General features: G+C 51.3%; 20 protein-coding genes, 1 tRNA gene and 6 pseudogenes. 14 read left to right on the top strand and 13 right to left on the bottom strand.

Translation table 11 applies throughout. From position 1 onward, the window contains the following. Positions 1 to 364 precede the first annotated feature (364 nt). Positions 365 to 4129, top strand: a pseudogene (locus KQP84_RS16780) (glycosyltransferase). Positions 4130 to 4192: 63 nt separating this feature from the next. Here KQP84_RS16780 and KQP84_RS16785 read toward each other — a convergent pair. Continuing rightward, positions 4193 to 4516 carry a hypothetical protein gene (locus KQP84_RS16785; protein ID WP_215848323.1) on the bottom strand — a complete coding sequence of 108 codons (324 nt, stop codon included), beginning with the start codon at positions 4514 to 4516 and terminating at the stop codon, positions 4193 to 4195. 363 nt (positions 4517 to 4879) lie between these two features. Here KQP84_RS16785 and KQP84_RS16790 point away from each other — a divergent pair, with 363 nt between their 5' ends. Next, positions 4880 to 6034, top strand: a complete 1155-nt coding sequence (locus tag KQP84_RS16790) for an AI-2E family transporter (protein WP_215847384.1) — start codon at positions 4880 to 4882, stop codon at positions 6032 to 6034. Between the two features lie 82 nt (positions 6035 to 6116). Here the strand turns inward: KQP84_RS16790 and KQP84_RS16795 are convergent, their stop codons facing one another. The 5 genes from KQP84_RS16795 to KQP84_RS16815 all read right to left on the bottom strand — a co-directional run bounded on the left by KQP84_RS16795 (position 6117) and on the right by KQP84_RS16815 (position 9409). Beyond that, the gene (locus tag KQP84_RS16795) at positions 6117 to 6434 is read right to left on the bottom strand and encodes a KPN_00521 family repetitive protein (RefSeq protein ID WP_215847385.1); all 318 of its coding nucleotides are present in this window, start codon (positions 6432 to 6434) and stop codon (positions 6117 to 6119) included. 139 nt (positions 6435 to 6573) lie between these two features. Next, positions 6574 to 6996: a DUF4186 domain-containing protein gene (locus KQP84_RS16800; protein ID WP_215847386.1), complete on the bottom strand. Its 423-nt coding sequence runs from the start codon at positions 6994 to 6996 to the stop codon at positions 6574 to 6576. Positions 6997 to 7128: 132 nt separating this feature from the next. Next, positions 7129 to 7290 (bottom strand): hypothetical protein, encoded by a 162-nt coding sequence (locus KQP84_RS16805; protein WP_215847387.1) that lies wholly within the window; start codon positions 7288 to 7290, stop codon positions 7129 to 7131. A 108-nt stretch (positions 7291 to 7398) separates the two neighbouring features. After that, the gene (locus KQP84_RS16810) at positions 7399 to 7674 is read right to left on the bottom strand and encodes a cupin domain-containing protein (RefSeq protein WP_215847388.1); all 276 of its coding nucleotides are present in this window, start codon (positions 7672 to 7674) and stop codon (positions 7399 to 7401) included. A 1393-nt stretch (positions 7675 to 9067) separates the two neighbouring features. Continuing rightward, positions 9068 to 9409 carry an STY1065/STY2022 family phage-derived protein gene (locus tag KQP84_RS16815; RefSeq protein ID WP_215847389.1) on the bottom strand — a complete coding sequence of 114 codons (342 nt, stop codon included), beginning with the start codon at positions 9407 to 9409 and terminating at the stop codon, positions 9068 to 9070. 526 nt (positions 9410 to 9935) lie between these two features. On the opposite strand from KQP84_RS16815, the gene KQP84_RS25475 reads away from it, so the two are divergent. Both KQP84_RS25475 and KQP84_RS16820 read left to right on the top strand, forming a co-directional pair. After that, a complete protein-coding gene (locus KQP84_RS25475) occupies positions 9936 to 10337 on the top strand; it encodes an amidase family protein (protein ID WP_252515299.1) in 402 nt (133 codons plus the stop codon). Then, positions 10322 to 11245: an amidase family protein gene (locus tag KQP84_RS16820; protein ID WP_252515454.1), complete on the top strand. Its 924-nt coding sequence runs from the start codon at positions 10322 to 10324 to the stop codon at positions 11243 to 11245. The genes KQP84_RS25475 and KQP84_RS16820 overlap by 16 nt, the downstream gene beginning before the upstream one ends. A 266-nt stretch (positions 11246 to 11511) precedes the next feature. Here KQP84_RS16820 and KQP84_RS16825 read toward each other — a convergent pair. Beyond that, positions 11512 to 11772, bottom strand: a pseudogene (locus KQP84_RS16825) (IS3 family transposase); the annotation flags it as partial. Here KQP84_RS16825 and KQP84_RS16830 point away from each other — a divergent pair. Continuing rightward, a pseudogene (locus KQP84_RS16830) lies at positions 11772 to 12095 on the top strand (site-specific integrase); the annotation flags it as partial. The pseudogenes KQP84_RS16825 and KQP84_RS16830 overlap by 1 nt on opposite strands. Before the next feature lie 15 nt (positions 12096 to 12110). Here the strand turns inward: KQP84_RS16830 and KQP84_RS16835 are convergent. Beyond that, positions 12111 to 12187: transfer RNA gene (locus KQP84_RS16835), tRNA-Arg, on the bottom strand. A gap of 180 nt (positions 12188 to 12367) precedes the next feature. On the opposite strand from KQP84_RS16835, the gene folD reads away from it, so the two are divergent. Further along, positions 12368 to 13234: a bifunctional methylenetetrahydrofolate dehydrogenase/methenyltetrahydrofolate cyclohydrolase FolD gene (gene folD / locus KQP84_RS16840; protein ID WP_215847390.1), complete on the top strand. Its 867-nt coding sequence runs from the start codon at positions 12368 to 12370 to the stop codon at positions 13232 to 13234. Continuing rightward, a complete protein-coding gene (ybcJ, locus tag KQP84_RS16845) occupies positions 13234 to 13446 on the top strand; it encodes a ribosome-associated protein YbcJ (RefSeq protein ID WP_215847391.1) in 213 nt (70 codons plus the stop codon). The genes folD and ybcJ overlap by 1 nt, the downstream gene beginning before the upstream one ends. Before the next feature lie 26 nt (positions 13447 to 13472). On the opposite strand, the gene KQP84_RS16850 is transcribed toward ybcJ, so the two are convergent. Together KQP84_RS16850 and cysS are read right to left on the bottom strand one after the other, a co-directional pair. Next, complete coding sequence (locus KQP84_RS16850) at positions 13473 to 14579, bottom strand: AAA family ATPase (RefSeq protein WP_215847392.1); 1107 nt, start codon at positions 14577 to 14579, stop codon at positions 13473 to 13475. A gap of 49 nt (positions 14580 to 14628) precedes the next feature. After that, on the bottom strand, positions 14629 to 16014 hold the full coding sequence (cysS, locus tag KQP84_RS16855) for a cysteine--tRNA ligase (RefSeq protein ID WP_215847393.1): 1386 nt from the start codon (positions 16012 to 16014) through the stop codon (positions 14629 to 14631). Positions 16015 to 16231: 217 nt separating this feature from the next. Between cysS and ppiB the strand changes: the two genes are divergently transcribed. The 4 genes and pseudogenes from ppiB to purK all read left to right on the top strand — a co-directional run bounded on the left by ppiB (position 16232) and on the right by purK (position 19144). Then, positions 16232 to 16726, top strand: a complete 495-nt coding sequence (gene ppiB / locus KQP84_RS16860) for a peptidylprolyl isomerase B (RefSeq protein WP_215847394.1) — start codon at positions 16232 to 16234, stop codon at positions 16724 to 16726. Next, positions 16726 to 17441, top strand: a pseudogene (lpxH, locus tag KQP84_RS16865) (UDP-2,3-diacylglucosamine diphosphatase). Before ppiB ends, lpxH begins: the two are co-directional and overlap by 1 nt. 132 nt (positions 17442 to 17573) lie before the next feature. Continuing rightward, positions 17574 to 18083, top strand: a complete 510-nt coding sequence (gene purE / locus KQP84_RS16870; RefSeq protein WP_215847395.1) for a 5-(carboxyamino)imidazole ribonucleotide mutase — start codon at positions 17574 to 17576, stop codon at positions 18081 to 18083. Next, entirely contained in the window at positions 18080 to 19144 is a 1065-nt protein-coding gene (gene purK / locus KQP84_RS16875; protein WP_215847396.1) for a 5-(carboxyamino)imidazole ribonucleotide synthase, read from the top strand. The genes purE and purK overlap by 4 nt, the downstream gene beginning before the upstream one ends. Before the next feature lie 60 nt (positions 19145 to 19204). Here the strand turns inward: purK and KQP84_RS26245 are convergent. The 3 genes and pseudogenes from KQP84_RS26245 to ybbA form a co-directional block, all read right to left on the bottom strand. Next, positions 19205 to 20010, bottom strand: a pseudogene (locus tag KQP84_RS26245) (class I SAM-dependent methyltransferase). Positions 20011 to 20049: 39 nt separating this feature from the next. Continuing rightward, a pseudogene (gene ybbP, locus KQP84_RS16885) lies at positions 20050 to 22466 on the bottom strand (putative ABC transporter permease subunit YbbP). Continuing rightward, complete coding sequence (gene ybbA / locus KQP84_RS16890) at positions 22463 to 23149, bottom strand: putative ABC transporter ATP-binding protein YbbA (protein ID WP_215847397.1); 687 nt, start codon at positions 23147 to 23149, stop codon at positions 22463 to 22465. Before ybbA ends, ybbP begins: the two are co-directional and overlap by 4 nt. Here ybbA and tesA point away from each other — a divergent pair. The 3 genes from tesA (at position 23117) to KQP84_RS16905 (ending at position 25483) form a co-directional block, all read left to right on the top strand. Then, on the top strand, positions 23117 to 23743 hold the full coding sequence (gene tesA / locus KQP84_RS16895) for a multifunctional acyl-CoA thioesterase I/protease I/lysophospholipase L1 (RefSeq protein WP_215847398.1): 627 nt from the start codon (positions 23117 to 23119) through the stop codon (positions 23741 to 23743). The genes ybbA and tesA overlap by 33 nt on opposite strands. A gap of 29 nt (positions 23744 to 23772) precedes the next feature. Continuing rightward, positions 23773 to 24546 (top strand): SDR family oxidoreductase, encoded by a 774-nt coding sequence (locus KQP84_RS16900; RefSeq protein ID WP_215847399.1) that lies wholly within the window; start codon positions 23773 to 23775, stop codon positions 24544 to 24546. 79 nt (positions 24547 to 24625) lie between these two features. Next, on the top strand, positions 24626 to 25483 hold the full coding sequence (locus KQP84_RS16905; protein ID WP_215847400.1) for a co-chaperone YbbN: 858 nt from the start codon (positions 24626 to 24628) through the stop codon (positions 25481 to 25483). The last annotated feature ends 31 nt before the right edge of the window (positions 25484 to 25514 follow it).

Raw genomic sequence — 25514 nt, forward strand, 5'->3', positions numbered from 1 at the left:
AAGAGATTTCCTGTTAAAGACCGGAACCACTTTACCGCTTTGCTTTTTCTTTTTTACTTCAATAGTTTGCTTAAAAATCGTGCTTACCTATACTTTCCAGTAAGGTTTCCTTTTTCATTTGAAATGTATGAGAAACCTATACAAATCAAAACCTCGATAGCGTTAGCGCTTCTCCCGCTATCTTCTGTTTGCCTGGGATGCATTTTCTTGCCCGCACAAACGTTCATCGTTTTTCGCATGGATCGTCTGACAAATCAGAAGGGTTAGGCCAGCCAGTCTGCATCGTATTTCTCTTCTTACCTGACTCGTCCTCCGACGACATGTCAGCAAGATGTTTTTGCTCTTTTTCTGTACAGGAGATGCAATGACGCCATTTTCCAGTTTTTGGCAGGCCGGCTATGAAGGTGCCGATCACGTTAATCCGCACGGTGAAGCATTGGCAATGAACCATATCAATGCTCATCAGGCGCGCTGCGCAGAGGATTACGCCGCACTCAAGCCCTTTGCAATCAACACGGCACGCGAAAGTGTCGGTTGGCGACTGTGTGAACGCGATGACAGCTATGACTTTTCATCCGTGGCGCAGCGTATGGCGATGGCAAAACAGCACGGCATTCAACTGAGCTGGACAATTTGTCATTACGGTTGGCCATCCAATGTCAGCCTGTTCGATGCTGACTTTATTCCGCGCTTCGCCGCTTTCTGCGGAGCGCTGGCGGGTTTTCTTGCGCCTTGGTATGACGACGCGCCGGTTTATTCCCCCATCAATGAAATCTCTTTTCTGAGTTGGGGCATTTCGGTTGGTCTGTTCGCATTGCCCGATATTCCTCAAGAGGATCGGGCCGATGCCGCCAAGCAACAGTTGGTGCGCGCCACGCTGGCAGCGTGTGACGCGATCTGGCAGGCCGATCCGCGCGCGCGCATTTTGCACTGCGATCCGCTGATTCACATTGTGCCTGAAGATGAAAGCGAGGCCAGCCAGCAACAGGCGGAGAGCATGTGTGAGACGCAATATCAGGCATGGGACATGTTGAGCGGCAAGCGCAATCCCGAACTGGGGGTGATCCACGCTATTTGGATCTCGTGGGCGTCAATTACTACCACGACAATCAATGGGAAAACACCAGCAACCGCAGGCTCTATTGGCACTTGGGTGATGCACAGCGCAAACCGCTGAATGAGATGCTATCGCATGTTTATCAACGCTATCGACGCCCTTTGCTGTTAGCGGAAACCAGCCACGTCGGCAGCGGACGCGGTGCGTGGATTTTACAAGTCAGCGCGCAGGTCGCGCAGGCGCAGTTGTCAGGCGTTGAGCTGCTCGGCATCTGCCTTTATCCCATCATCGACCGACCGCTGTGGGAAGATCCTGGCTTCTGGACCCGAAGTGGACTTTGGGATCTTGACCGACTCGGGCCCGATCCCTTTGCGCGTCAACTGCAGCAACCTTACGCCAGCGCCCTTCGCCAGGCACAGCATGCCTTACAAGCTCTTACCTTCTCTACCCAGCACGATCAGGAGAACACTATGAAACAACCGGTTTTAATCGTATTCAGTCATTTACGGTGGGGATTTGTCTTTCAACGGCCACAGCATTTGCTGACGCGTCTGGCGCGCTATTACCGCGTGTTATTTGTTGAAGAACCGCTGTATCAGGCAGGCCCGGCAGGATTGAAACAGAGCGCCCCCGCCGCAAACATTACCGTAATCCAGCCGCATACGGATATCGAGGCACCCGGTTTTCACGATAGCCAAATCGCGCCGTTGCAATTGCTGCTGGCAAGTTTGCTGGAAGAGAATGAGCGCCCGCTGGTGTGGTTTTACACGCCGATGGCACTGCCGTTGTTGACGCCCTTCAAGCCCGCGCTGGTGATTTATGACTGCATGGATGAACTTTCCGCCTTTCATCAAGCTCCGCGCCAATTGCAGCAGCGCGAATCTGCATTATTAACGCGCGCTGATTTAGTTTTTACCGGCGGCACCAGTTTGTATGAAGCGAAAAAAGACAAACATCCGCAGGTACACTGTTTTCCCAGCAGCGTTGATGCAATCCATTTTGAACAAGCGCTGGATCGCAGCAATCATCATCCTTTGCATGATGACGTTCCGCCATTGCGCCTTGGCTACTATGGCGTGCTGGATGAGCGTATCGATTTGCCGCTGATTGCCGCGCTGGCGGATAGCCATCCTGAATGGCAAATCGTGATGGTTGGCCCGGTGGTTAAAATTGATCCGGCCAATTTGCCACAACGACCCAATATTCACTGGCTTGGTCAGCAGCCTTATCAGGCGCTGCCGCAGTTCCTTGCGGGTTGGGATGTTTGCCTGATGCCCTTTGCCATCAATGCATCGACTCGCTATATCTCACCGACCAAAGTGCTGGAATACATGGCGGCGCAACTGCCGATTGTCAGCACCGCCATTGTCGACGTGGCACGTCATTATGCCGATTTGGTTGCGGTGGCGCATAACCCTAGGGAATTTATCCAGGCTTGTGAAGCGGCGTTGCAGCTCCCGTCCGATGAGCGATTGACGCTGGCAAAAAAATGCAGGCAAAGGTAGCCGCCACCTCTTGGGATCGTACCGCAGAGCAGATCCACGCACTGATGCAGCAGGCGCTGATACAGGAGAACGATGCCGCGCAGCGCAGCGGTGAACCCACAGAAAACGATTCGGCAGTGCGCTGGTTAACACCACCCACTGAAGAGTCTGAAGCGGTGCCCTGCCTGATTATTGGTGCCGGGCCGACCGGCCTGAGCGCGGGTTATCATTACGGTGAAGGCGCTGTTGTGCTGGAAAAAATGCGTCACCCGGTGGGTGGTGCCGTTCAATTGAAGACAACGGTTTTACCTTCGATTACGCCGGGCACATTATGTTTTCGCAAGATCCTTATGTCCTGCAACTTTATGAAATGCTGCTAGGCGATAACTTACATTGGCAAGAACGCGAAGCCTGGGTTTACAACGACGGGGTTTATACGCGTTACCCTTTCCAGTCAGCACTGTATGGTTTGCCTGCCGACGTGGTGAAAGAGTGTATTTTGGGTGCCATTGATGCCCGTTACGGTGAGACGGAAGCGCGCACTGTGCCGCTGGATGTGGCGCGTCAGCGCCGTGATTGTTGTGCTGACGGCGCGATACCCGATGGCGATTCCTGTGCAGTTGAAGGCGAAGAAAGCGCTGAGAATTTCGAGCAGTTTATTATGCGCACTTGGGGAAAAGGCATCGCCCGCCATTTTGCCCTGCCTTACAACAAAAAGCTCTGGAAGGTGCCGCTTTCCGAGATGGAAACCTCCTGGCTTGGCGGTCGCGTGCCATTACCGGATTTGGCACAAATCATAGAGGGTGCAATCCAACCGCTGGCGAAACCGGTTGGGCCGAATGCGCGTTTTGGCTATCCGTTGCACGGCGGTTTTCAGGCGTTGATGTCAGGCTTTTTACCGCATCTGAAATGTACGCTGGAAACCGATGCGGCGCTGGTGAAAATCTTGCCGCAGGCGCATATCGCCATGCTGGCGGATGGGCGTCATTATTGTTATGAACAGTTGATCAGTACCATGCCGTTGCCGGAATTGATCAAAATAATGGGTGATGAAGTCCCTGAAAATGTGCAGCTTGCTGCCAAAAAACTACGATACGTCTCGGTACGCTGTGTGAATTTAGGCATTGATCGCGCCAACCTGACTGAAAAGCACTGGATTTACTATCCGGGTGACACGCTGTTCCATCGTATTTTTGTCCAAGGCAATGCCAGCCCGCACTGCAATTCACCCGGCGGATTTGGCCTGACATGTGAAATGACCTACAGCAAAGAGAAGCCACTCATGCTGCAAGGTGACGCACTGATTGAGCGCTGCCGTGAAGACTGCATCAAAGTGGGCATGATTCGTCCTGAAGATGCGATTATCTCTGCCACTCAGGTAGATATGCCTTATGCGTATGTGGTTTACGATCATGCTCGCCAGGCGAATGTGGCCCTGATTCGCCAATGGCTGCTTACTCAGGATATTCATCTGTCGGGACGCTACAGCGAGTGGGAATATTACAATTCTGACCACGCTTTTCTTGCCGGAAAACGTGCAGCTGAAAACGTGAAAATGCAGCTGCCATCGCAAAGCACTCGCGTATAAATAACGGCATTTAAATCGAGCCAGTTCATCTGAGCTGGCTTTTTTATAGACGACTGCCTGGCTTTAGGCCACGGCGGGGGAACATTTAGTGGTTTTTAAATTTTCTAACTGATTTAGCCGCACATCCGCTTTTTTAGTGGCTGAATGTTTAGCCAACCCATTTCCCAAACCAAAGTCACCAATAAACCCCAGCACCGTCAGCACATCGAAACGGCCCGTTTCGCTGATTTCACTCTGTACGCTGTGGGCTTTAACGATTTCCTGTTCAACGGCTTTGCAATCAAAGGCGGTGGTTTCTTCTGTCGTCACCGCAGGTGCTTGCGGATATTGTTTGGTCGCGCAGCCCACCAGCATCATGGCGACGACGATTAGCCTCAGTTCTTTCATTATCTTGCTCGTTTTTTGCTCGGTTACTCTCTTATCGGCAGATTCCGCTGCTTTCATTAATATTCTTAATCTACTTTTTCAAACGAACCCGCTACGCTAATGTAGGCTTCAGTCCCGCCTGTTGCGGTAGGCAAACCAACGCGCGTCGTTAAAAGGCCCAGAATCTGAGGAGAGAAGATGTCTACTTTTCACTGCTTGCTATCCCTTTTGGGGGATTGGCTCTGATCATGCTGGCGCTGGCTGCGGTAAAAAAACAAAAACCTTTCTTATTTTCGGTTATGTATTGATGACCTCATCGGTTGTAAATACCGTAATCGGAATGACTTTAGGTTGACCAAGGAATGTTTTATATGAGGTTTTTCAATGCGCTTTAAAGGATTGAATATTGGGTTTTTCCTGCTGATTTTGGCGATCGTAACAGTCGCCTTCTTCGATGTGTTATCCCCTTACTTTTCTCCCATTTTGTGGGCTGCGGTATTAGCGGTAATCTTTCATCCGCTTAAATCACTGCTGCGCAACAAACTGGGCGACCGCAACGGGCTGGCTTCGCTGCTGACCTTGCTGTGTATCTGTTTGATCGTGTTCACGCCGTTGATGATTATTGCCTCTTCGTTAGCGGTAGAAATCAACACGGTGTATACCAAATTGCAGGGTAATTCGACCCAGTTTCCAACGGTTTTTGCTGAGTTAATGCAGCATTTACCGCAGTGGGCGAAGCATTATCTAACGGAGCATAATCTGGATAATGCAGCGCAAATTCAGCAAAAACTCTCTGAGTTTGCCCTGAAAGGCGGCCAGTATGCGGCGGGCAGCGTATTTATCATCGGTAAAGGCACGTTTAGTTTTACCGTGGGCTTTGGCGTGATGCTTTACCTGCTGTTCTTCCTACTGAAAGATGGCTCTTATCTGGTGCATCTGATTTTAGAAGCGCTGCCGCTTTCGACCTACGTTAAACACCATTTGTTAGGAAAATTTGCCGCTGTCTCGCGTGCAACCGTCAAAGGCACGGTAGTCGTAGGCATTGTGCAGGGTATTTTGGGTGGACTGGCCTTCTGGTTCATCGACATTGATGGCAGCCTGTTATGGGGCGCGTTGATGGCCTTTTTATCCCTGATCCCCGCCGTGGGTTCTGCGATTATTTGGGCACCTGCCGCCATCTTCTTCTTTGCCACAGGTGCATTGTGGAAAGGTCTGTTCCTGGTGGGCTTCTTCGTGATTGTGGTTGGCCTGGTGGATAACATTCTGCGCCCACTGCTGGTGGGCAAAGACACCAAAATGCCAGACTATATGATTCTGATCGCCACGTTAGGCGGAATGGAAATTTACGGCATCAACGGCTTCGTTATTGGTCCGGTGATTGCTGCGCTGTTTATCGCCTGCTGGAATTTACTCTCTGGGCGCGATAACCGCCAGAACATTGAAGAGCTTGATGAAGAGGTTATCGAGGAAGGCAAAAAGCAGTCGGACACCGCAGTTGAAGAAAGCAAAAAGCAGCTGGAGACCCCCGCTAAAGAGTAATGCTTCCAGATTGTGAATATGCCAACCATAAAAAAACCCACCGCATTGGTGGGTTTTTCTTTTAAACAACTTACTAAATCAATTAGTTAGTTGCTTTGTTTTTCAAATCTTCTGCACCCTGCTTGGTTTTATCCCAGCCTTTCTCAGTGCCTTCTTTGGTCTTATTCCAGTTTTTCTGCGCGCCTTCCTCAATCTTGCTGCTGGTGGCGTTGCTTTTGCCTTCCGCTGCATTTTTAGATTTGAGTTTCAGCTCTTCGCCCTGGTGCTGAGATTGATGCAGTTTTTCTTTCGCTGTATCGGCGCCTTTGTGCGCTTCAGCAACCGTGTTATCGGTAGTCGTTGCGGCGAAAACAGGGGACGCCAGTAAAAGTGCAGACAGTGCAATCATTGTTTTCTTCATAATTCCCTCTTTTATAAAAAGTGCCGTGTCAGGTCATTATCCTGGCATATGAGGTTGTAGAAAGATTTAAGAATAAACCAGGAATGAAGAAAGTGGCTTGAGCGCCGAAAATTCAACCAAAAAACAGCATAATTCACCGTTAAAGCAGATCGAGCTGTGGGTTGGTGTCCTGTTTTTTCACTTTGCGTGTTTTTGCTACAGGCGCAGGCTTCTGCATTTGCTGATGAATCCAGTGCAGGATGACTTCAACGGCATACGCCTGTTGCTCAGTCGTCAATGCCTGATGCTGAGGAATCGCGTGCCACTTGCGCAAACAGCCGCGACAGCAGGTGCCGGTAGCATGTTGAGCAATAAATACCGGATGACCGCGCATCGGCGTTTGCTTGCCGTCATTAGTTGGTTCGGCTGCTGCCAACCTTTGTTTGATGAAGTCAGCCGCATGTTCGCGTACCTGAACTTCGCCTTTATTTAGGCAATAATCATATTCAATTTTACCCAATGCAAAGCGCTGCCTGAATGGAGAGCGCGACAGACGCTGAAAAAGATCGTCGAGTGGCGTCATAAAACCTCAGTGAACGAATGGAAAGGCAAAATAGCGGTGAAAAGTATACTGGATTTTATTCACGTTTTTGAGTGGCTGCAGAATCGAGTGATGTCCGAATTAAAAAAACCGCCTGGAGGCGGTTTTGAGTTTTTAGATGTTTTTAGCAGGATCGGGAAAGTCATTTCCATCTTCATCTTCCAGCGGATCAATCCCTTCATCTGAGCCTTCAGGTAACTCTTCATCGTCATCTTCATATGCCGGATATTCGGCATCATCAGGAACCGGTTCTTCATAATCGGGACGTTCAGACATGGTGACCTCCGTGATTGCTGTGGTTGGTCTGTTAACTGTAGTCCTCCCACCCCAGCAAGGCGTGCGGCACTTCACGAAAGCGTGAGAATAGCGCGTTATCTGCAGTGATTAATCACTCTCTTTCCTTCCCGACAGATAACGTACGCCCTGCTCGCCAAATTCCTCGCGATGCGGCACGTTGGGTTGCAGATGAAAAATCTCTCCTGCGTGATAAGTCTTTTCGCTGTGTTCCGTAAAAATGGTGATGTCGCCATGAGTAATCAGCGCCATCGCCTCAAAAGAATGCACATGGTTATCGAGTTGTGTTTCGGGAGCTCGCTCAACCCAAACCGGTTCATCAAACCCTTTATCCGCTAATAATTTTCGGAATTCTTGCTCGGTCATCTCGCCTCCTGAGTATTGGCCTGCTTTAAGCATAGACAATGATGCTTTTGCTCTACTGCGCTGGGGTGAAGAATGGGCTGCCGCTGGCTCTGTTGCCGCTGAGCACGCCTAACGATTTTGCTCCCTACGCCGGGCATTCTGACCGAGTTGGTACACAACTTAACGGCTGAATCCAAAAAACATTGGGCATTGCTCGAGAGGCGTTCGCCGCCTTTCTGCTGCTGCGACAGAGTCGCCAATTTAGATCCAATCAAATAAAGAGAATAAAAGAAGTTCAGATCAAAACCGTCCACATTCCCGTTGGCAACGGACGCTTTGATGGGCGGCGGCATGACAGTGAAAAAATGCAGCACCGATGACGGATGACTTGATGTTTATAGTCCTGAAGTCGCGCATTGGTAGCAAATGATCTCCCTGCTTTACGACGTGGTACGCAGGACCGCTGGCGCACGTTTAGAGCATGAGTACAACCGCATTACATTAACGCGGATGGCGAAATCGTGGGTTAAATTCCGACTTTTTAACAACGCGTTGAGCGTTTTCTCACCTCGCCAGAATGCGCTTACAGCGCTGTCTTTTAGGCCATAAAAAAAGCCACCCTGTCCGGTGGCTATTTCTAAAGTAAAAGCAGAATGCGTAATGTGGATTTCAGCACCAACCGCTTTTCTTAAGACTTATTCTAACAACTCGTCAATAAGATGCAAATGGAATGTAACTTTACAGAGGCGAAAAATCATCCTACTGAAACCGTAATATTTCGCTGTGTCAGGGGAATTAAGCGCGTTCGATATGTGGGTAATAGCATAAGGGCTAACGCCAGAATTACATTAAAACAACCACACCGTAAATTCTCCTTCACTTAAAAGAATTCAGAGGATGTGGCTGAGATAAAGCTGCTGCTCCGGGTGCCTCCCGGTAAGCCATTGAATGGCCAAACCGGCTCATGTTCGATTACCCACAGTATTCACCGTGATGACCATTTACATCCTGCCGCTTAGGAGGATTAGCAGCAACAATGCAGCCTAACACTTGAATGGTAGATAGGCATGAGGGCAAAATCTTATATTGTATTACTAATGCACTTTTTATTATGTCGGCACTAATTTTTTGCCGTTTCGCTAATGAACGTGTTGGGTAAGAATGACAAGACATAACAGAACCACCCGCGTTACGTCTGCCGGTTCACTTCCATGGCCGCCGAGTTACAATTCAACAGCAATGATTCGTAATGCCCAGCCAACTTTTCAGGATTGGCTCTTACTGAACACAGCAGATACACATCAGAAAAATCAACATGTCGATTTTCACAAGGTGTCCCAGCCTGTAATTGACCTGAAATGGCATATTGACTCCAATAAAAAACCCGCCGAAGCGGGTTCTATAAATATTTGTTTTAGTCGACTTTTTCGCAATCGTATGTGCCATGTATACGTATCTGGCTTTGGTGAGTACGAATCACCTCTACATTCAAAATCGCTTTGCCATCTCGATATATTTGTTCCATTCCCAGCATACCTGGCGCTTTAGCGTTTTTTACCCGCCACTGTAACTTAACGTTGTCATAGTCATCTTTCTCTTTCAGAAAGGTAATTTTCTGCGTCTCTGACCGTTCACCATTGACATAAATCCAACCACTTTTATTAGCCTTTAAATAGAAAGGGCCACATTGCGTTGCCGAGAAGGCGGAAGCAGTGAACATCATTAAAGAAATTAAACAGATTATTTTTTTAATCATGACCAACAAAACTCCGTTGAATTTTCAATGCAGGTAAATAAATCTGACAACCGTATCGTAAAAAGCCTCGATGCTTAATTTGCTCACTTACTTGTTCTCATAAACATGTAGCAGGATAAATGCCAAAGGGAAACTGATGCAATGGGAAACAAATAACTAAAGACAATGAACTTTGTAAGCCGCATTGAAATCGTTTCAGCCATAATCTTCTTCATGAAGGGATTTTGATTGATGCAGGCTATTGGTCTCTTTGAGAATTAATAACATAAGCCTGTTTCCAGCCAGTGTCGACAATGAAACATATAGCCGTCTGGCTGGGGGATGGTGCCGGTAATGAGTAATTGGTGTTTTGGTTTTAAAATAATTATTTTGTTTTTGTGAGGTAAAGGATTTTTTAGATTGCATACGTATGCAACCATGAGAGTGTAGAAAGAACAGGTATCCTGCGGGACCTGGCTGGGAGCAGAACAGCCATGAAATTTGCCCGCAGGTTTAAGTTGAAATAGGTCATCACTCAATGCGAACTATGCGTCTTGTACCACCGTCTGACTGCCGGGAAGAGATCGCCCGACGACTGGAGATAGTCGAGCAGAACCTGCACCTTAACGCGATTCTCGGGGTAAACCCGGAGGCCATTTCTCAAGCAGAAAAGTGTCAGCAATTACGCCGCGAAAAGAAAAGCTTGGGGCCCCTGCATGGCATCCCCCTCATTGTAAAAGATAATATTGCCTGTGCATCTTTGCCGCTAACGCTGGGGTGTAAGGCGCTGGAATCGGTCATCGCGGCTAAGGATGCGTTAGTGATCCAGCGTCTGCGTAAAGCAGGGGCGATTATTCTGGCAAGGGCGAATATGTCAGAGTTTGCTTTTGATGTTCGCTCCCGGAGTTCTCTGGGGGCGATGTCCGTAACCCACTGTGCCCGGCGTTAACCGCAGGCGGATCCAGCGGAGGCAGTGCTGCTTCTGTGATTGCCGGAATGGCAGATGGTGCGCTGGGAACTGATACCGGTGGTTCGATTCGCATTCCATGCAGCTACACCGGGTTGGTCGGACTGCGTCCCGCTTTCCGGAGACAGCAGCTCGCGGGCGTTGCGCCGCTGTCCGTGAGCAAGGATACCGTTGGCCCCATGGTCCACAGTGTCCGGGATGCAGCGCTGTTACATGGCATTCTGCACGGTGAAGAGGTTGCTGAATTATCGCCAACATCGCTGAAAGGCGTGCGATTAGGCGTGATTCGCGCGCTGGAGTCAGAAAATAGCGATGAGCGAACAGTCTGGAACAAGGCGCTGGAGAGATTACGCCAGGCAGGCGCAGTCATCGTAGAGATCGCTCTGCCCATTCTGGCGGAGGTTGAATCACAGTCTTGCCTGAGCATGTATGAATTCCCGGTCGCCATAAACAGCTGGCTGGCGGCACAAACAGCCGTGCCGACAACGCTGCGGGAAATTGTGGATTCCGGTGAGTGTCTGGCTGAGTTTATCCCGCTGCTTGAAAAAATGCTGGAATGTCAAAGCCTGAAAAACCCGTTGTGGTTGAGTGGACGCCGCTTTCAGCGACGATTAACCCATGCACTCGGGCTGGCTGTAGAACAGAATCGTATCGAGGGTTTTCTTTATCCCACGGTTCGCCGACTGCCAGAAAGCCTCAATAAAATGCCCCCTGGCTGTGCGCCTGAACTGGCCGCCATCAGCGGTTTGCCCGCCATAACAATGCCGTGTGGCAGAACGCAAAAGGGGCTGCCGGTAGGAATGGAAATTCTGGGGAAGGAGTCGGATGAATTTTCTTTGCTCTCTCTGGCGTTGGGGTGTGAATGCGTCCTCCTGAGCAATGAAATATAGGTATGGACAAAACAGACATCACGTTAAAAGTAATGTGGTCCGTAGCTGTTATCTGTTCATTGGCCCCGTGATTAAAAGGCGATTTTGTGCCATGAATATATGTTGGTCGTTGGTGAGCCGGATGGCGCTATCATGGTATCGCCAGTTGATTTTCAATCGCATCAAATATGACCAGTAAATGGTCTGCGACTGCTCTAACGCGTAGCTAACCTGCTCAGTCTGAATACATCACCAACCATAATGCCTGATCGAAACCGATATCAGGATTAACGCAATGCATATTTGTTTCTCTTGAATCGCCACGGATCATCAAGACATTTCTGATGTCGTTGATAATATTGGTTTTCGTATTCAGAAAGTGGCATCTGATTACTCGAACCATGCCGACGTCTACAGTTATAAAACATTTCGATGTAATCAAAAACATCACTGCGGGCTTCTTCCCGCGTTCCGTAGATCTTTCTCTTTATCCGTTCGCGTTTCAGTAGCGGGAAAAAGCTTTCCGCAACCGCATTGTCGTGGCAATGACGGAACCACAACAGCAAGCGTCAAAAAGATGCGCGTAGATTCCAATACCGCATGGCGGGCAGCATTAAAACGGGCAGGCATTGATGACTTCCGCTTTCACGACCTTCGGCACACATGGGCAAGCTGGTTGATTCAGGCTGGCGTTCCGTTATCGGCATTGCAGGAGATGGGTGGCTGGGAAAGTATAGAAATGGTGCGTCGTTATGCTCACCTTGCACTGAACCATTTAACGGAGCATGCGCGCAAAATTGACTCACTTTTAGGTGATCACGACACAAATACGACACAAGGAAGAAATCAGGTAGGATTGAAGCTTGCGTAAGTGCTTGAAAGGTATTGGTACGCCCTACAGGATTCGAACCTGTGACCTACGGCTTAGAAGGCCGGTGCTCTATCCAACTGAGCTAAGGGCGCATGGAGATGGCGAGGATTATACGGGCCGACCCGAATGAGTCAACGCTTTTGACTTATCAATCAGCATGGTTGCTGAAGTTTAAGACAATGTCAGCAATTCAAAACCTGACAGCGCGTCGCGCTTCTGACAAAATAGGCACCTTCCCCCGATTTAACACAACACAGTGGATTTCCTCTCTGATGGCAGCAAAAATTATTGACGGTAAAACGATTGCGCAGCAGGTGCGTCTTGAGGTTGCGGAAAAAGTGAAGCAACGTCTGGCAGCCGGAAAACGTGCACCGGGTTTGGCAGTCGTTCTGGTAGGTGAAAATCCTGCATCGCAGATTTATGTCGGCAGCAAACGCCGCGCCTGCGAGGAAGTGGGATTCATCTCCCGCTCTTACGATTTGCCCGCTACCACCAGCGAAGCCAGGTTGCTGCAGCTGATTGACGATCTCAACAATGACCCAGAAATCGATGGCATTTTGGTACAGCTGCCGCTGCCAGCGGGCATTGATAACGTCAAGGTGCTGGAAAGTATCACACCGGACAAAGACGTTGATGGTTTCCATCCTTACAACGTCGGTCGTCTGTGCCAGCGTTCGCCAAAACTGCGCCCTTGTACGCCGCGCGGCATCGTCACGTTGCTTGAGCGTTATAACATTGACACTTACGGCCTCAATGCCGTGGTCGTTGGCGCATCAAATATTGTTGGTCGCCCGATGAGCATGGAACTGCTGCTGGCGGGATGTACCACCACCGTTACCCATCGTTTTACCAAAGATTTGCGTCATCACGTTGAGCACGCCGATCTGCTGGTGGTGGCGGTCGGAAAACCGGGCTTCATTCCAGGCGACTGGATCAAGCCGGGCGCGATTGTTATTGATGTCGGCATTAACCGTTTAGAAAGCGGGAAAGTAGTAGGCGATGTTGATTTTGAAGCGGCTTCTGAGCGCGCAGCGTATATCACGCCAGTACCGGGCGGCGTAGGCCCGATGACAGTAGCAACGTTGATTCAGAATACGCTGCAGGCGTGTGAAGAATTTCACGACAATGAGGTGAAATAATGGCGAACTTTTCTCTGGGAAAATTCCCGCACGTTGATCTTTGTGATTTGCTCAAGCTGGAAGGCTGGGTTGAAAGTGGCGCAAAGGCCAAGGTCGTGATTGCTGATGGTGAAGTGCGGGTCGACGGCGCGATTGAAACCCGTAAGCGTTGTAAAATCGTTTCTGGTCAAACGGTTGAATATGCAGGTCAACGTATCACCGTGACCGCATGATGTTCTGGCGTCCCTGCGGGGACGCCTTAAATCCACGCTTCTCCCACCACGCGCGTCTCGCCCTCTATTTGCTCCAGCTCAATATGATTCAACGCCGTATGCTGACGAATCAATGTGGCCAGTTTGGGCGAGTGGCTGGTAATCCACAATTGACTGAACTGGCTGGCCTCAGCAATTAACCGCGCCAGAGCGGGTAATAAATCTTCATGCAAACTGTTTTCAGGCTCATTCAGCGCCATAAATTGAGGGGGTCGCGGACTCAGCAGCGCCACGACTAAACAGAGAAAACGCAGTGTGCCATCTGAAAACTCAGCGCTCTCCAACGGCCGCAAAATACCTTTGCGCGACATCAGCATTTGAAACCGACCATTCTGCACATCGACGTGGAACTCGCTGTCGGGAAACGCTTCACCCACCACCTCAAACAACAATTCGTGATGACCACGCTCAACAATAGTGGCCCATGCCGCTGCAAGATTGCTGCCATCATGCGCCAGCACCGGCGCACGCACGCCAATTTGTGGTGCGCGAATAGGCGAACCGGGCCAGACAGCAAACTCGTGATAGAAACGCCATTGGCGCAGTCGCTCACGCAGTTGTGACAGTTCAGGATAGCGATGCGGTTCACCTAGCTGCCCGAACAGCGACTCTTCCGGGTGCAACACCGCCGGATAAGCGATGCGCTCACCGTCAATATTATGCAAAAAAGCAGTCTGATTTTTACGCTGCATAAGGCAGGCTGAAGGACGCCGTTGATGACCACTCATCCACAGATGTTCTTCCTTCACCAGTGGATCAAGGTTAAACAAGCTCGTTGCAAGCGGCTCAGGAAAGCCAACCTCCAGCTGATAATCCATATCATCCATTTGCACCGCGAGAGAAAGCCGTTTGGCATCGTGCCGGCGATCGCCTTGCCGCAAACCTCCGGCCCACATCGCTTTTTGGATGCCACCCTCTTCCGCTAATGCCAAGGCCAGTTGCCCGCAGGCAGCTTCATGCAGCAGGCGTACCGCTTTATAGAGGTTGGATTTGCCGCACCCGTTTGGGCCGCTCACCACGTTTAACTGCTGTAATGGCAGGGTCAAATCCCTTACCGAACGGAAGCCGCGAATCTGAAGCTGCTCAATCGACATAATAAAAAATCCGCATAATAAAAAAGGGCGATTTCTCGCCCTCTTTAGTTTACTTGCGTCGCCAGGTTGATCCCTGCGGGCCGTCTTCAACTATTACGCCGAGTTCGATCAGCTTGTCGCGCGCCACATCGGCTTGCGCCCAATCTTTAGCCGCTCGGGCTTCGGCGCGGGTTTTCACCCAATGCTCAATTTCCGCCACTTCTTCATCGTTCACCTGCGCGCCACTTTGCAGGAATTGCTCAGGATCCTGCTGCAGAATGCCAAGAACGTTGGCAATTTCACGCAGTTTTGCCGCCAATCCATTCGCCGATGCTGCATCTTCACCTTTCAGGCGATTCACTTCACGCGCCATGTCGAACAGCACTGAATAAGCTTCAGGGGTATTAAAATCATCATCCATCGCGGCACGGAAACGGGCCTCGAAATCATTGCCACCGCTCGCCGCCACGCTGTTATCCGTGTGGCGCAGCGCAGTATAAAGACGCTCTAAGGCGGCACGCGCCTGATTCAAGTTATCTTCACCGTAATTAAGCTGACTACGGTAGTGGCCAGACATCAGGAAGTAACGCACCGTTTCTGCATCGTAATGCTGCAACACGTCCCGCACGGTGAAGAAATTACCCAGCGATTTGGACATCTTTTCGCGGTCTACCATCACCATACCGGAATGCATCCAGTAATTGACGTAAGGCCCGTCATGCGCGCAGGTTGACTGAGCAATTTCATTTTCATGGTGCGGGAACATCAAATCAGAACCGCCGCCGTGGATATCAAAATGCTCGCCCAGTTGCTTGCAGTTCATGGCCGAACACTCAATGTGCCAGCCCGGACGACCATTTCCCCACGGCGAGGACCACGCCGGTTCGTCCGCTTTCGACATTTTCCACAACACGAAATCCATGGGATTACGTTTCACTTCTGCCACTTCAACACGCGCACCGGCTTGCAGTTGATCCAGATCCTGTCGCGAAAGCGCGCCGTAATCGGTGTCGCTCATGACATCAAACATCACGTCGCCGTTGTCCGCGACGTAGGCATGATCGCGTGCAATCAGCTTCTCAACCAGCTCAATAATTTCCGCAATATGACGCGTGGCGCGTGGTTCTTGATCGGGCGGAAGAATACCCAACGCCGCAAAATCCTTATGCATCTCTGCAATCATGCGGTTGGTCAGGGTTTCAATACTCTCACCGTTTTCGTTAGCACGTTTGATGATCTTGTCATCAATATCGGTGATGTTGCGCACATAGTTCAGATCATAACCGGTATAACGTAAATAGCGCGCTACCACGTCAAATGCCACAAACGTCCGACCATGACCAATGTGACAGAGGTCGTACACCGTGATGCCGCATACATACATACCGATCTTACCGGCATGGATGGGTTTGAATTCCTCTTTCTGTCGACTCAGGGTGTTATAGATCTTAAGCATTGAACGTTTCCGTATTAACGTGTGCGGTTGGCACTTATTTTGGGTATTCAGACATTGTGCCGTATTTTTAACGCTCGTGCGATGCAAAGCAAGCCAACTGCGCCGCCCTGCTGACGCGTCATTGCAAATTATGATATAAGAACCGTCGAGAAAAATGGGCACGCCATTCTATGATGCGGCCTGAGTGACTGACGACAACCTTTACAGGACAACAAAAATGGTAACTTTCCAGACGAACCATGGCGATATCGTGATCAAAACCTTCGATGACAAAGCGCCGGCAACCGTACAGAACTTTCTGGATTATTGCCGTGAAGGTTTCTACGACAACACCATTTTCCATCGCGTAATTAACGGTTTCATGGTTCAGGGCGGCGGTTTTGAGCCGGGCATGAAGCAGAAAGCGACGAAAGAAGAGATTCGTAACGAAGCCAACAACGGCCTGAAGAACACCCGCGGTACTCTGGCGATGGCGCGTACTTCTGCTCCACACTCCGCGACTGCCCAGTTCTTCATTAACGTCGCTGATAACGACTTCCTGAACTTCCGTGACGAAAGCCTGCAAGGCTGGGGTTACTGCGTGTTCGCTGAAGTGGTTGAAGGCATGGACGTGGTTGAGAAAATCAAAGCGGTAGCAACGGGCCGCAGCGGCATGCACCAGGATGTACCAAAAGATGACGTTGTCATCCAGAAAGTGACCGTTAGCGAGTAATGTCGCGCACGTTATTTATTGCAGATTTACATCTGTGTCAGGAAGAACCGGCGATTACCGCCGGTTTTCTGCATTTTTACAGCGCGAAGCGCCGCATTGCGACGCGTTGTATATCCTTGGCGATCTGTTTGAAGCCTGGATTGGCGATGACGACCCCAATCCGCTGCATCAAAAAATCGCGAATGCACTGCGCGCCCTACCCGTACCGGTTTACTTTATTCATGGTAACCGCGATTTCCTGATTGGCCGACGCTTTGCGCGCGCCAGCGGCATGACGCTACTCCCAGAAGAGCAGGTTCTTGAACTGTACGGTCATCGATTACTGATCATGCATGGCGATACATTATGTACTGACGATCAAGGCTATCAACGCTTTCGCGCTAAGGTGCATCAACGCTGGATTCAGACGCTGTTTCTCGCGCTGCCACTGTTTATTCGTAAACGCATCGCAACGCGCATGCGTGCCGACAGCAAACAAGCTAATCAGCATAAGTCGTTGACCATCATGGATGTTAATCAGCAGGCTGTTGAAGCCGCGATGCAACGCCAGCAGGTACGTCTGCTGATTCATGGACATACACATCGCCCCGCTATTCACGCCCTGACGCTGCAAGGCAAAGCTGCTGAGCGTGCCGTTTTAGGCGCATGGCATAGCGAAGGTTCAATGATCCAATTGGACGCCAGCGGTATTCAACTGATCGAATTCAACTTTTAAAAATCGGGCTGAATTGGCCCGTTTTAGCCCGACGCAACCGTTTTCCTTGCTCTCTTCTCATGCTATTCTCTGTGCCCTTCAAAACCTGTCCGCCCGGCCAGGTCTGTTTGTTTATTCACAGGAGTTGACCGCATGTCATCCAACGCCGCCCCGGCTCGCATTGCTATTGTTATGGGTTCCAAAAGTGACTGGGCCACCATGCAGTTCGCTGAGGAAATTCTGACCAGCCTGGACGTGCCCTTCCATGTTGAAGTGGTTTCAGCGCACCGCACGCCGGATAAATTGTTTACCTTTGCCGAAACGGCTGCTGAAAATGGCTATCAGGTGATTATCGCGGGCGCAGGTGGCGCGGCACATCTGCCTGGCATGCTGGCGGCTAAAACCTTGCTGCCCGTGTTGGGTGTTCCAGTGCAGAGTGCAGCACTCAGCGGTGTCGACAGCCTCTACTCCATTGTGCAGATGCCACGCGGTATTCCCGTTGGCACCTTAGCCATCGGCAAAGCGGGTGCTGCCAATGCGGCGCTGCTGGCGGCACAGATTCTGGCGATTCATGACGCGGCGCTGGCTTCCCGCCTCGCCATCTGGCGTCAAACGCAAACTGACGACGTGCTGAATAACCCGGACCCGCGGGTGGAAGCATGAAGCCGGTTTGTGTTTTAGGAAATGGTCAACTGGGCCGTATGCTGCGCCAGGCGGGTGAACCGCTGGGCATTGCCGTTTATCCTGTGGGTTTGGATGCTGATCCCGATGCGCTGCCGATTGCTGAAAGCGTGATTACCGCCGAGATTGAACGCTGGCCTGAAACGGCATTGACGCGCGAACTGGCGAGTCATCCGGCTTTCGTGAACCGCGATATCTTTCCTCGCCTGGCCGATCGCCTTACGCAGAAGCAGCTGCTTGACCAGCTCAATCTTGCTACCGCACCCTGGCAGTTGCTGGCCAATAAACAAGAATGGCCAGCGGTGTTTACAGCATTGGGTGAACTGGCCATCGTGAAGCGCCGCACGGGCGGTTACGATGGCCGTGGTCAATGGCGTTTGCGCGCCAATGAAACGGACTCGTTGCCAGACGAATGCTACGGCGAATGTATTGTTGAGCAAGGCATCAACTTTTTAGGTGAGGTGTCACTGGTCGGCGCACGCGGTCAGGATGGCAACACTGTATTCTATCCGCTGACTCATAATCTCCATCAGGATGGCATTCTCCGCACCAGCGTGGCTTTTCCGCAGGCAGACAGCGCTCAGCAGCAGCAGGCTGAAGCGATGCTCAGCGCCATCATGCATGAACTGAACTATGTTGGCGTGATGGCGATGGAGTGTTTTGTCACACCAGCAGGTTTACTGATCAACGAACTGGCTCCACGCGTGCACAACAGTGGTCACTGGACGCAAAATGGCGCTTCAATCAGCCAGTTCGAACTGCATCTGCGGGCGATATTGGGTCTGGCGCTGCCAAAACCGGTGGTGATTGCCCCGTCGGTGATGGTGAACTTGATTGGTACCGCCGTGAATCTCAACTGGCTGCAGCAGCCGCTGGTACACCTGCATTGGTACGACAAAGAAGTGCGTGCGGGTCGTAAAGTTGGCCATCTGAATTTGACCGACAACGATCAGGCACGTTTGAAAGCGTCACTGAATGCGTTGGTGTCGCAGCTTCCAGAAGAGTATATGAGCGGTATTGCCTGGGCAGTGGCTAAATTATAACGCTTTACCTGTTGTTCCCTCTTCTCTGACAGAGGGAACGATCCATTCCATCTTTGCGCGTTAATCTCTCATCTTCATCGCAACGTGATACCACTCATTCAAATGCGTTATTTGGTAGCCGTGCGCGGTAAATAGCGTGTTCAAAGAGGTTTCAGAATAGAGGGTGATGTGGCCATTACGCGGCGCAATATACCAATTGTTCATTCCTTGATGACTGACTGAGTCATGGGTTCCGGTACTAAAATAAAACACCCCACCCTTTTTCAAAAACGCGTAATTTCTGCGACGGTTTGATGCGGATCTGGCGTGTGCTCAAGCACCTCAAAGCAAGTTATAAAATCATAGGCAGCCGTTTCGGGATAATCACCTGTAATGAACGGATCCCAGGCGATCATATCGATCCCCTCTTCTCGCATTAATTTCGCCAGCGTGCCGCTGCCGCCACCGTAATCCAGCATCTTGCTGCCATGATAGCGTTTGAATAATTGCAGAATAAAATCACGGTTTTTAAGCGGGCGGTTGATCTCATAGTTAGGATCGAATTGCGCATAATCCTCGTTATAAATGTGCTGCTGGTAATCTGCCGGACTCCAGTCATCCAACGCATGGGTATAAATCAAACCACACTGCTGGCACTGATGATAATAAATCGCAACCCCGGTAAGGGGATAAACATAGCGGTTCACATTGTTGGCATAACAAGCGGTATTAAAATCGGTAACGCCATAGAGTGTGGCGTGGCCCTGGCAAATTTTGCAGCAGGCAGTGTCAGTGACGGGCTTGATGACAAGGGGGTGCGATAAAGGTGAATGTGACAATGTAAGCGCTCTTTGCGAGATAATTGACCTGATTGTTTCAAACGACACGTCCAGACCAGGACTTAAGTCTGGCCTGGACGTTTAGGGCTATCCGGCGCTAAAATTTTTGAACAGCGCTTCTCCTTTCAATAACCGCACGCCCAGCCAGCCACCACACACCGACAGTAGCAGCGCACCGCCGATCGGCAAGGCCAGCCACAGCGTCCAGTCAGGCTGCCAGGGAAGTCGAAAATTTTACGCTGCAATCCCCACAACGCCGCTTCCGCTCCTAATGCCGCCGCCGCACCCGATACCACACCGAGCAGCGCGAATTCACACCACAGTGTGGATCGCAATAAACGTTTGCTGGCCCCCAACGTTCGATACACCACCAACTCCTGACGGCGTTGTCGCATACCGACTTGAATTTGTGCCATCAACAGCAATACGCCACAAGCCGTAACCAACACCACCATGATTTCCAGTGCCTGGCTTACCTGCGCCAGTACCTGTCCGATCTGCCGCATGATACTGCCGATATCGAGCAGGCTCAGCGTGGGAAATTGGCGATTAAGCTGTGCCAGCAAGGCGGGATTGTTATCCATGCGGAAACTGGTTAGCCAGGTTTGCGGCTGTGTGTCCAGGGCGCCAGGTGGAAAGATAAAGAAGAAGTTAGGTCGCAAACTCTCCCAATCCACTTTGCGCAGGCTGGTGATTTTGGCGCTGAACTTTTGCGTATCACCCTCGAAGGTCAAGGTATCCCCGAGTTTCAGGCCCAGCCGGTCAGCCAGTTCAACCTCCATCGACACTTCACCCGTTTTTGGAGGCCAGTTGCCCGCTACCAGCGGATTGTGTTCAGGGCGCTCATTGAGCGAGGTTAAATTGAGTTCACGGTTTAAAGCGTTATCCATTTTGGGATCCGCCTCTTTACCGTTTAACTCACTTAATCTGACCCGAGCGATAGGGTAAAAGGTTTCCGGTTTGATCTGATGCGCCTGCAAGAAATCCCGCACCTGCGGTACCTGATCTTCTGTCATGTTCAGCAGAAAGAAGTTTGGACTGTCTGCAGGGAGCTGTTGCTGCCAGCGATCCAGTAAATCGCCGCGCATGACTAACAACAGTGCCAACAACATAAAGGACAGCGAAAATGCAGAAAGCTGGCTAAGCGTGATGCCGGGCTGACGCAGCAGACGATTGATTGCCAGCCTTAGCGCCAGATTACGCACCACTAAACGGCGCAGCAGCAGTAGCGTTGCCCAGCCGAGCAGTGACAGCAACGCAGCCAGCAACACCACACCCGCCAGCAGCGCCCACAGCATTTTGCTGCCGCCGACCAGCAGCGCCAGCAAGACAACGACCAGCGCACCCATGGCAGGAAGGTAGAATTTTAATGGCCAGATATTCGCCACCGCATCCCGTCGCAAGACGCGTAATGGCTGCGTCGCCAGCAACAAGCGATAGGGCCGCAATCCCACCAGCAGCGAAATCACGAACAGTGAACCTACCGCCCACACCCACGGCCACAAGCTGGCAGCGGGCAAGCTGGCCGGCAGCACCGGTTTCAGCATCGCCATTAACAGCGCTTCAACGCCCTGCCCGACCATGCTGCCGCACACAGCCGCCAGCAGCAACACCGCCAGCCATTGACCAATCAGCAGCTTTTGCAAGGCGCCGTGCGTGGCACCCAGCGTTTTCAACACTGCGACTAAATCGTAACGGCTGCGACAGTAATGGCTCATTGCCACCGCTACCGCCGCAATCGCCAACATCAATGTTAGCAGAGCTGAAAGCAGCAAAAATTGCTGAGCACGCTGCATCGAGCGACCTAATGCATCTTCGGAATTTTCGATACTGGTCCAGCGCTGATCGGCTTTCAGCTGCGGCTGAATCCAGCGGTCATAATTCGCTAACTGCTCAGATTCACCAGAAAATTTATAGCGCCAGGTCAGTCGGCTGCCTGGTTGAATGGCACCGGTTTTTGCTGCGTCTGCCAGATTGATCAACAAGCGCGGCGCTATCTGAAACGGATTAAAGCCGCCATCCGGTTCCTGAATCACCTCCCCGACAATGCGCAGCGTGGTGTCCCCAACATCCAATCGATCGCCGACTTTTAAATTCAGCAGCGCCATTAAACGTGGGGCCGCCAGCGCTGTGCCTTCAACCGGTTTCAGACCCGGCGGATCGGTTTGCAAATCACCAAACATTGGATAGTGATTATCAACCGCTTTTACCGAGGCCAGCTGCGGCGTTTGTTCAGCAAAAGTCATGGTCATAAAGCTCAGCTGACTGCTGACTGACAATCCCTCTTCACGCGCTTTCGCTAGCCAGGCATCAGGCACCACATCGCTGCTGCGCAAGGTGCGATCACCCGCCATGAAATCCCGACTTTGCTGACTTAGCCCCTTTTCCATTCGGTCACTGATGGAACCCAATGCCAGCACGCAAGCGACCGCCAGCGTCAATGCGAGCCAAACGATCAGCAGCGAGGGCGAGCGCCACTCACGCCAAAACCAGCGCCAAATCATTGCTCCTCCCACAGCTTGCCATCGCGCAACCGTAAACGCCGATCGCAGCGCGCGGCCAGTTGCTCATCATGCGTGACCAAAATCAGCGTGGTCGCAAAATCGCGGTTGAGTGAGAACAGTAAATCGGCAATACGATCGCCGGTTTTACGATCCAGATTACCGGTGGGTTCATCAGCAAACAGCAAGCCGGGCCGACCGTTAAAAGCACGTGCCAGCGCCACACGCTGCTGCTCACCGCCGGAAAGTTGCGCGGGCAGATGATGCAGACGCTCACCTAATCCCAACTGATTAAGCAGTTCTCGTGCCTGCTCGCGACTTTGGCGATCGCTGTCGCCACGTAACAGCGCGGGCAACTGCACATTTTCCTGCGCATTTAGCGTTGGGACTAACATAAATGATTGAAAAACAAAGCCGACTTGCTTAGCACGCAGCGCGGCGCGTTGCTCCTCGTTCATCTGATGCAATGGCTTGCCCATCAGATTCACCTCGCCGCTGCTGCCATCATCGAGACCAGCTAAAATACCGAGTAACGTGGATTTTCCTGAACCTGATTCGCCAATCAACGCGATGGTTTCAGCCGGTTTGACAACTAACTCAACTCCGGTAAGGATGGTCAGCTGATGCTCTCCCTGACCGACGGACTTAGTAAGATGATGAACTTCAACAACGTTTTCCGCTGGCATTATCCCTTCCTGTTATTGTGTCTTCTGCTGGTGTCTCGTCTTGCTGCGGCTGATACCCTGATGGTATTGGGCGACAGCCTCAGCGCCGGTTACCGTATGTCGGCTTCCGCCGCCTGGCCCAGCCTGCTCAATAAACAGTGGCAACAGCAACCCAGAGTGATTAACGCCAGTATTAGCGGCGATACCGCTGCACAAGGACTGGCGCGTTTACCGTCGCTATTAAAACAGCATCAACCGCAATGGGTGTTAATCGAATTGGGCGGTAATGACGGTCTGCGTGGATTTCCGCCTGACGCCATCGCCCTGAATCTGCGCAAAGTGATCGACGACGTAAAAGCAGCCAACGCGAAACCCCTGCTAATGCAGATTCGTTTACCGGCCAATTATGGACGTCGTTATACGGAAGCGTTCAGCGGGATCTATCCCGATCTGGCACAGCAGTACAACATTCCTCTGGTGCCCTTTTTCATGGAGCAGGTTTACCTGAAACCTGAGTGGATGCAGCAGGACGGCATTCATCCAAACCCTGATGCACAACCTTTTATTGCCAATTTAATGGCAAAAGAACTCGCTCCTTTAGTTAAGCAGCAGTAGCGACAATGAGCGCGAAAATGGGTAAATAAATGCAAAGAACCGTGGTAATAACCGGCTGTTCCAGCGGAATTGGGCTGGCTGCCGCCAACGATTTGCTGACACGCGGCTACAAAGTCATTGCTGCCTGTCGTAAAACAGAAGACGTTGCGCGGATGAATACGCTCGGTTTTATTGGGCTGCAGTTGGATCTCGACGATCCCGCGAGCGTAGATCGTGCCGCTGACGACGTGATCGCCCTGACGGAAAACCGCCTGTTTGCTCTGTTTAACAATGGCGGCTTTGGCGTATATGGTCCGCTGCATACTCTTTCTCGCCAACAGCTGGAGCAGCAATTCTCGACGAACTTTTTCGGTACGCACCAACTCACGATGCGCTTGCTGCCCGCACTGCAAGCCAGCGGGAATGGGCGCATTATTAATACCAGCTCGGTGTTAGGTCTCATTTCTACACCTGGCCGTGGTGCCTATGCCGCCAGCAAATATGCGCTGGAAGCGTGGAGCGATGCGCTTCGCCTGGAAGTTTACCGCAGCGGCGTGCGTGTCAGCCTGATTGAACCCGGTCCGATCAAAACGCAATTCACCGACAACGTAACGCAAGGTGAGCAAAATAAACCGGTGCGCAATCCCGGTATCGCCGCACGTTTTACTTTGCCGCCAGAAGCCATTCTGCCTAAATTGCGCCATGCTTTGGAGAGCAAACATCCGCGTTTGCGTTATCCAGTGACGCTGGTCGCACACATTATGGGCTTGCTGAAACGTTTGCTTCCGGGCTGGATGATGGATCGCATTTTGCGTAGCCATTAACCGCTCAACCTGAATTCAACTTGAAGCGCGGCCCGTTGGCCCCATATTCTTAGAACACTTTCTGCAAAGAGACTTATTCATGTCACCACAAGCTTCGATTATCGACATCAACGAATCCAACCTGCATCAGATTCTTGAGCAGTCGGCACAGCTGCCCGTGCTGTTTTACTTTTGGTCTGAGCGTAGCCAGCATTGTCAGGAGCTTACCCCATTACTGGAGCGCTTAGCTCAGGAATACGCGGGTCAGTTTATCCTTGCCAAACTCGATTGCGATAAAGAGCAAATGGTGGCGTCGCAGTTTGGATTGCGCTCTATCCCAACGGTTTATCTGTTCCAGAACGGCCAGCCCGTTGATGGTTTCCAGGGACCGCAACCGGAAGAGGCAGTTCGTGCCCTGCTGGAAAAAGTTTTACCACGTGAAGAAGAGCTGAAAGCGCAGCAAGCCATGGCGCTGATCGACGAAGGTAAACCGCTTGAAGCGTTGCCGCTGCTGAAAGATGCCTGGCAATTGAGCAACCAAATGAGCGAAATCGGCTTTCTGCTGGCAGAAGTATTGATTACGCTGAACCGCAGCGATGAAGCAGAAGCCGTGCTAAAAGTGGTGCCGCTTCAGGATCAGGATACCCGCTATCAAAGCCTGATCGCCCAGATCGAGTTGCTGAAGCAAGCCGCCGATACGCCAGAGATTCAGCAGTTACAATCCCAGTTAGAAAGCGATCCTTCTAACGCTGAACTGGCTGCTAAACTTTCGTTACAGCTGCATCAGGTTGGCCGCAACGAAGAAGCGCTGGAACTGCTGTTTAGCTTCCTTAAAACCGATTTGAACGCGGCTGACGGTCAGGCGCGGAAAATGCTGCAAGAGATTTTGGCTGCGCTAGGGACCGGCGATGCACTCGCCGCGCGCTATCGCCGCCAGCTTTACTCACTGCTCTACTAGGTGAGTAACAACGGGCCGAAGCGACTCGGCC

This window comes from Candidatus Pantoea bituminis (genome assembly GCF_018842675.1).
GTDB classification, from domain to species: domain Bacteria; phylum Pseudomonadota; class Gammaproteobacteria; order Enterobacterales; family Enterobacteriaceae; genus Pantoea; species Pantoea phytostimulans.

Excerpts from the sequence above, each read along its gene's own strand:
- tesA (WP_215847398.1), top strand. The coding sequence starts at position 23,117 with ATGATGAACTTCAACAACGTTTTCCGCTGGCATTATCCCTTCCTGTTA.
- folD (WP_215847390.1), top strand. The coding sequence starts at position 12,368 with ATGGCAGCAAAAATTATTGACGGTAAAACGATTGCGCAGCAGGTGCGT.
- purK (WP_215847396.1), top strand. The coding sequence starts at position 18,080 with ATGAAGCCGGTTTGTGTTTTAGGAAATGGTCAACTGGGCCGTATGCTG.
- KQP84_RS16785 (WP_215848323.1), bottom strand. The coding sequence starts at position 4,516 with ATGAAAGAACTGAGGCTAATCGTCGTCGCCATGATGCTGGTGGGCTGC.
- KQP84_RS16790 (WP_215847384.1), top strand. The coding sequence starts at position 4,880 with ATGCGCTTTAAAGGATTGAATATTGGGTTTTTCCTGCTGATTTTGGCG.
- ppiB (WP_215847394.1), top strand. The coding sequence starts at position 16,232 with ATGGTAACTTTCCAGACGAACCATGGCGATATCGTGATCAAAACCTTC.
- ybbA (WP_215847397.1), bottom strand. The coding sequence starts at position 23,149 with ATGCCAGCGGAAAACGTTGTTGAAGTTCATCATCTTACTAAGTCCGTC.
- ybcJ (WP_215847391.1), top strand. The coding sequence starts at position 13,234 with ATGGCGAACTTTTCTCTGGGAAAATTCCCGCACGTTGATCTTTGTGAT.
- KQP84_RS16815 (WP_215847389.1), bottom strand. The coding sequence starts at position 9,409 with ATGATTAAAAAAATAATCTGTTTAATTTCTTTAATGATGTTCACTGCT.
- cysS (WP_215847393.1), bottom strand. The coding sequence starts at position 16,014 with ATGCTTAAGATCTATAACACCCTGAGTCGACAGAAAGAGGAATTCAAA.
- KQP84_RS16795 (WP_215847385.1), bottom strand. The coding sequence starts at position 6,434 with ATGAAGAAAACAATGATTGCACTGTCTGCACTTTTACTGGCGTCCCCT.
- KQP84_RS16905 (WP_215847400.1), top strand. The coding sequence starts at position 24,626 with ATGTCACCACAAGCTTCGATTATCGACATCAACGAATCCAACCTGCAT.
- KQP84_RS16805 (WP_215847387.1), bottom strand. The coding sequence starts at position 7,290 with ATGTCTGAACGTCCCGATTATGAAGAACCGGTTCCTGATGATGCCGAA.
- KQP84_RS16800 (WP_215847386.1), bottom strand. The coding sequence starts at position 6,996 with ATGACGCCACTCGACGATCTTTTTCAGCGTCTGTCGCGCTCTCCATTC.
- KQP84_RS16900 (WP_215847399.1), top strand. The coding sequence starts at position 23,773 with ATGCAAAGAACCGTGGTAATAACCGGCTGTTCCAGCGGAATTGGGCTG.
- purE (WP_215847395.1), top strand. The coding sequence starts at position 17,574 with ATGTCATCCAACGCCGCCCCGGCTCGCATTGCTATTGTTATGGGTTCC.
- KQP84_RS16810 (WP_215847388.1), bottom strand. The coding sequence starts at position 7,674 with ATGACCGAGCAAGAATTCCGAAAATTATTAGCGGATAAAGGGTTTGAT.
- KQP84_RS16850 (WP_215847392.1), bottom strand. The coding sequence starts at position 14,579 with ATGTCGATTGAGCAGCTTCAGATTCGCGGCTTCCGTTCGGTAAGGGAT.
- KQP84_RS25475 (WP_252515299.1), top strand. The coding sequence starts at position 9,936 with ATGCGTCTTGTACCACCGTCTGACTGCCGGGAAGAGATCGCCCGACGA.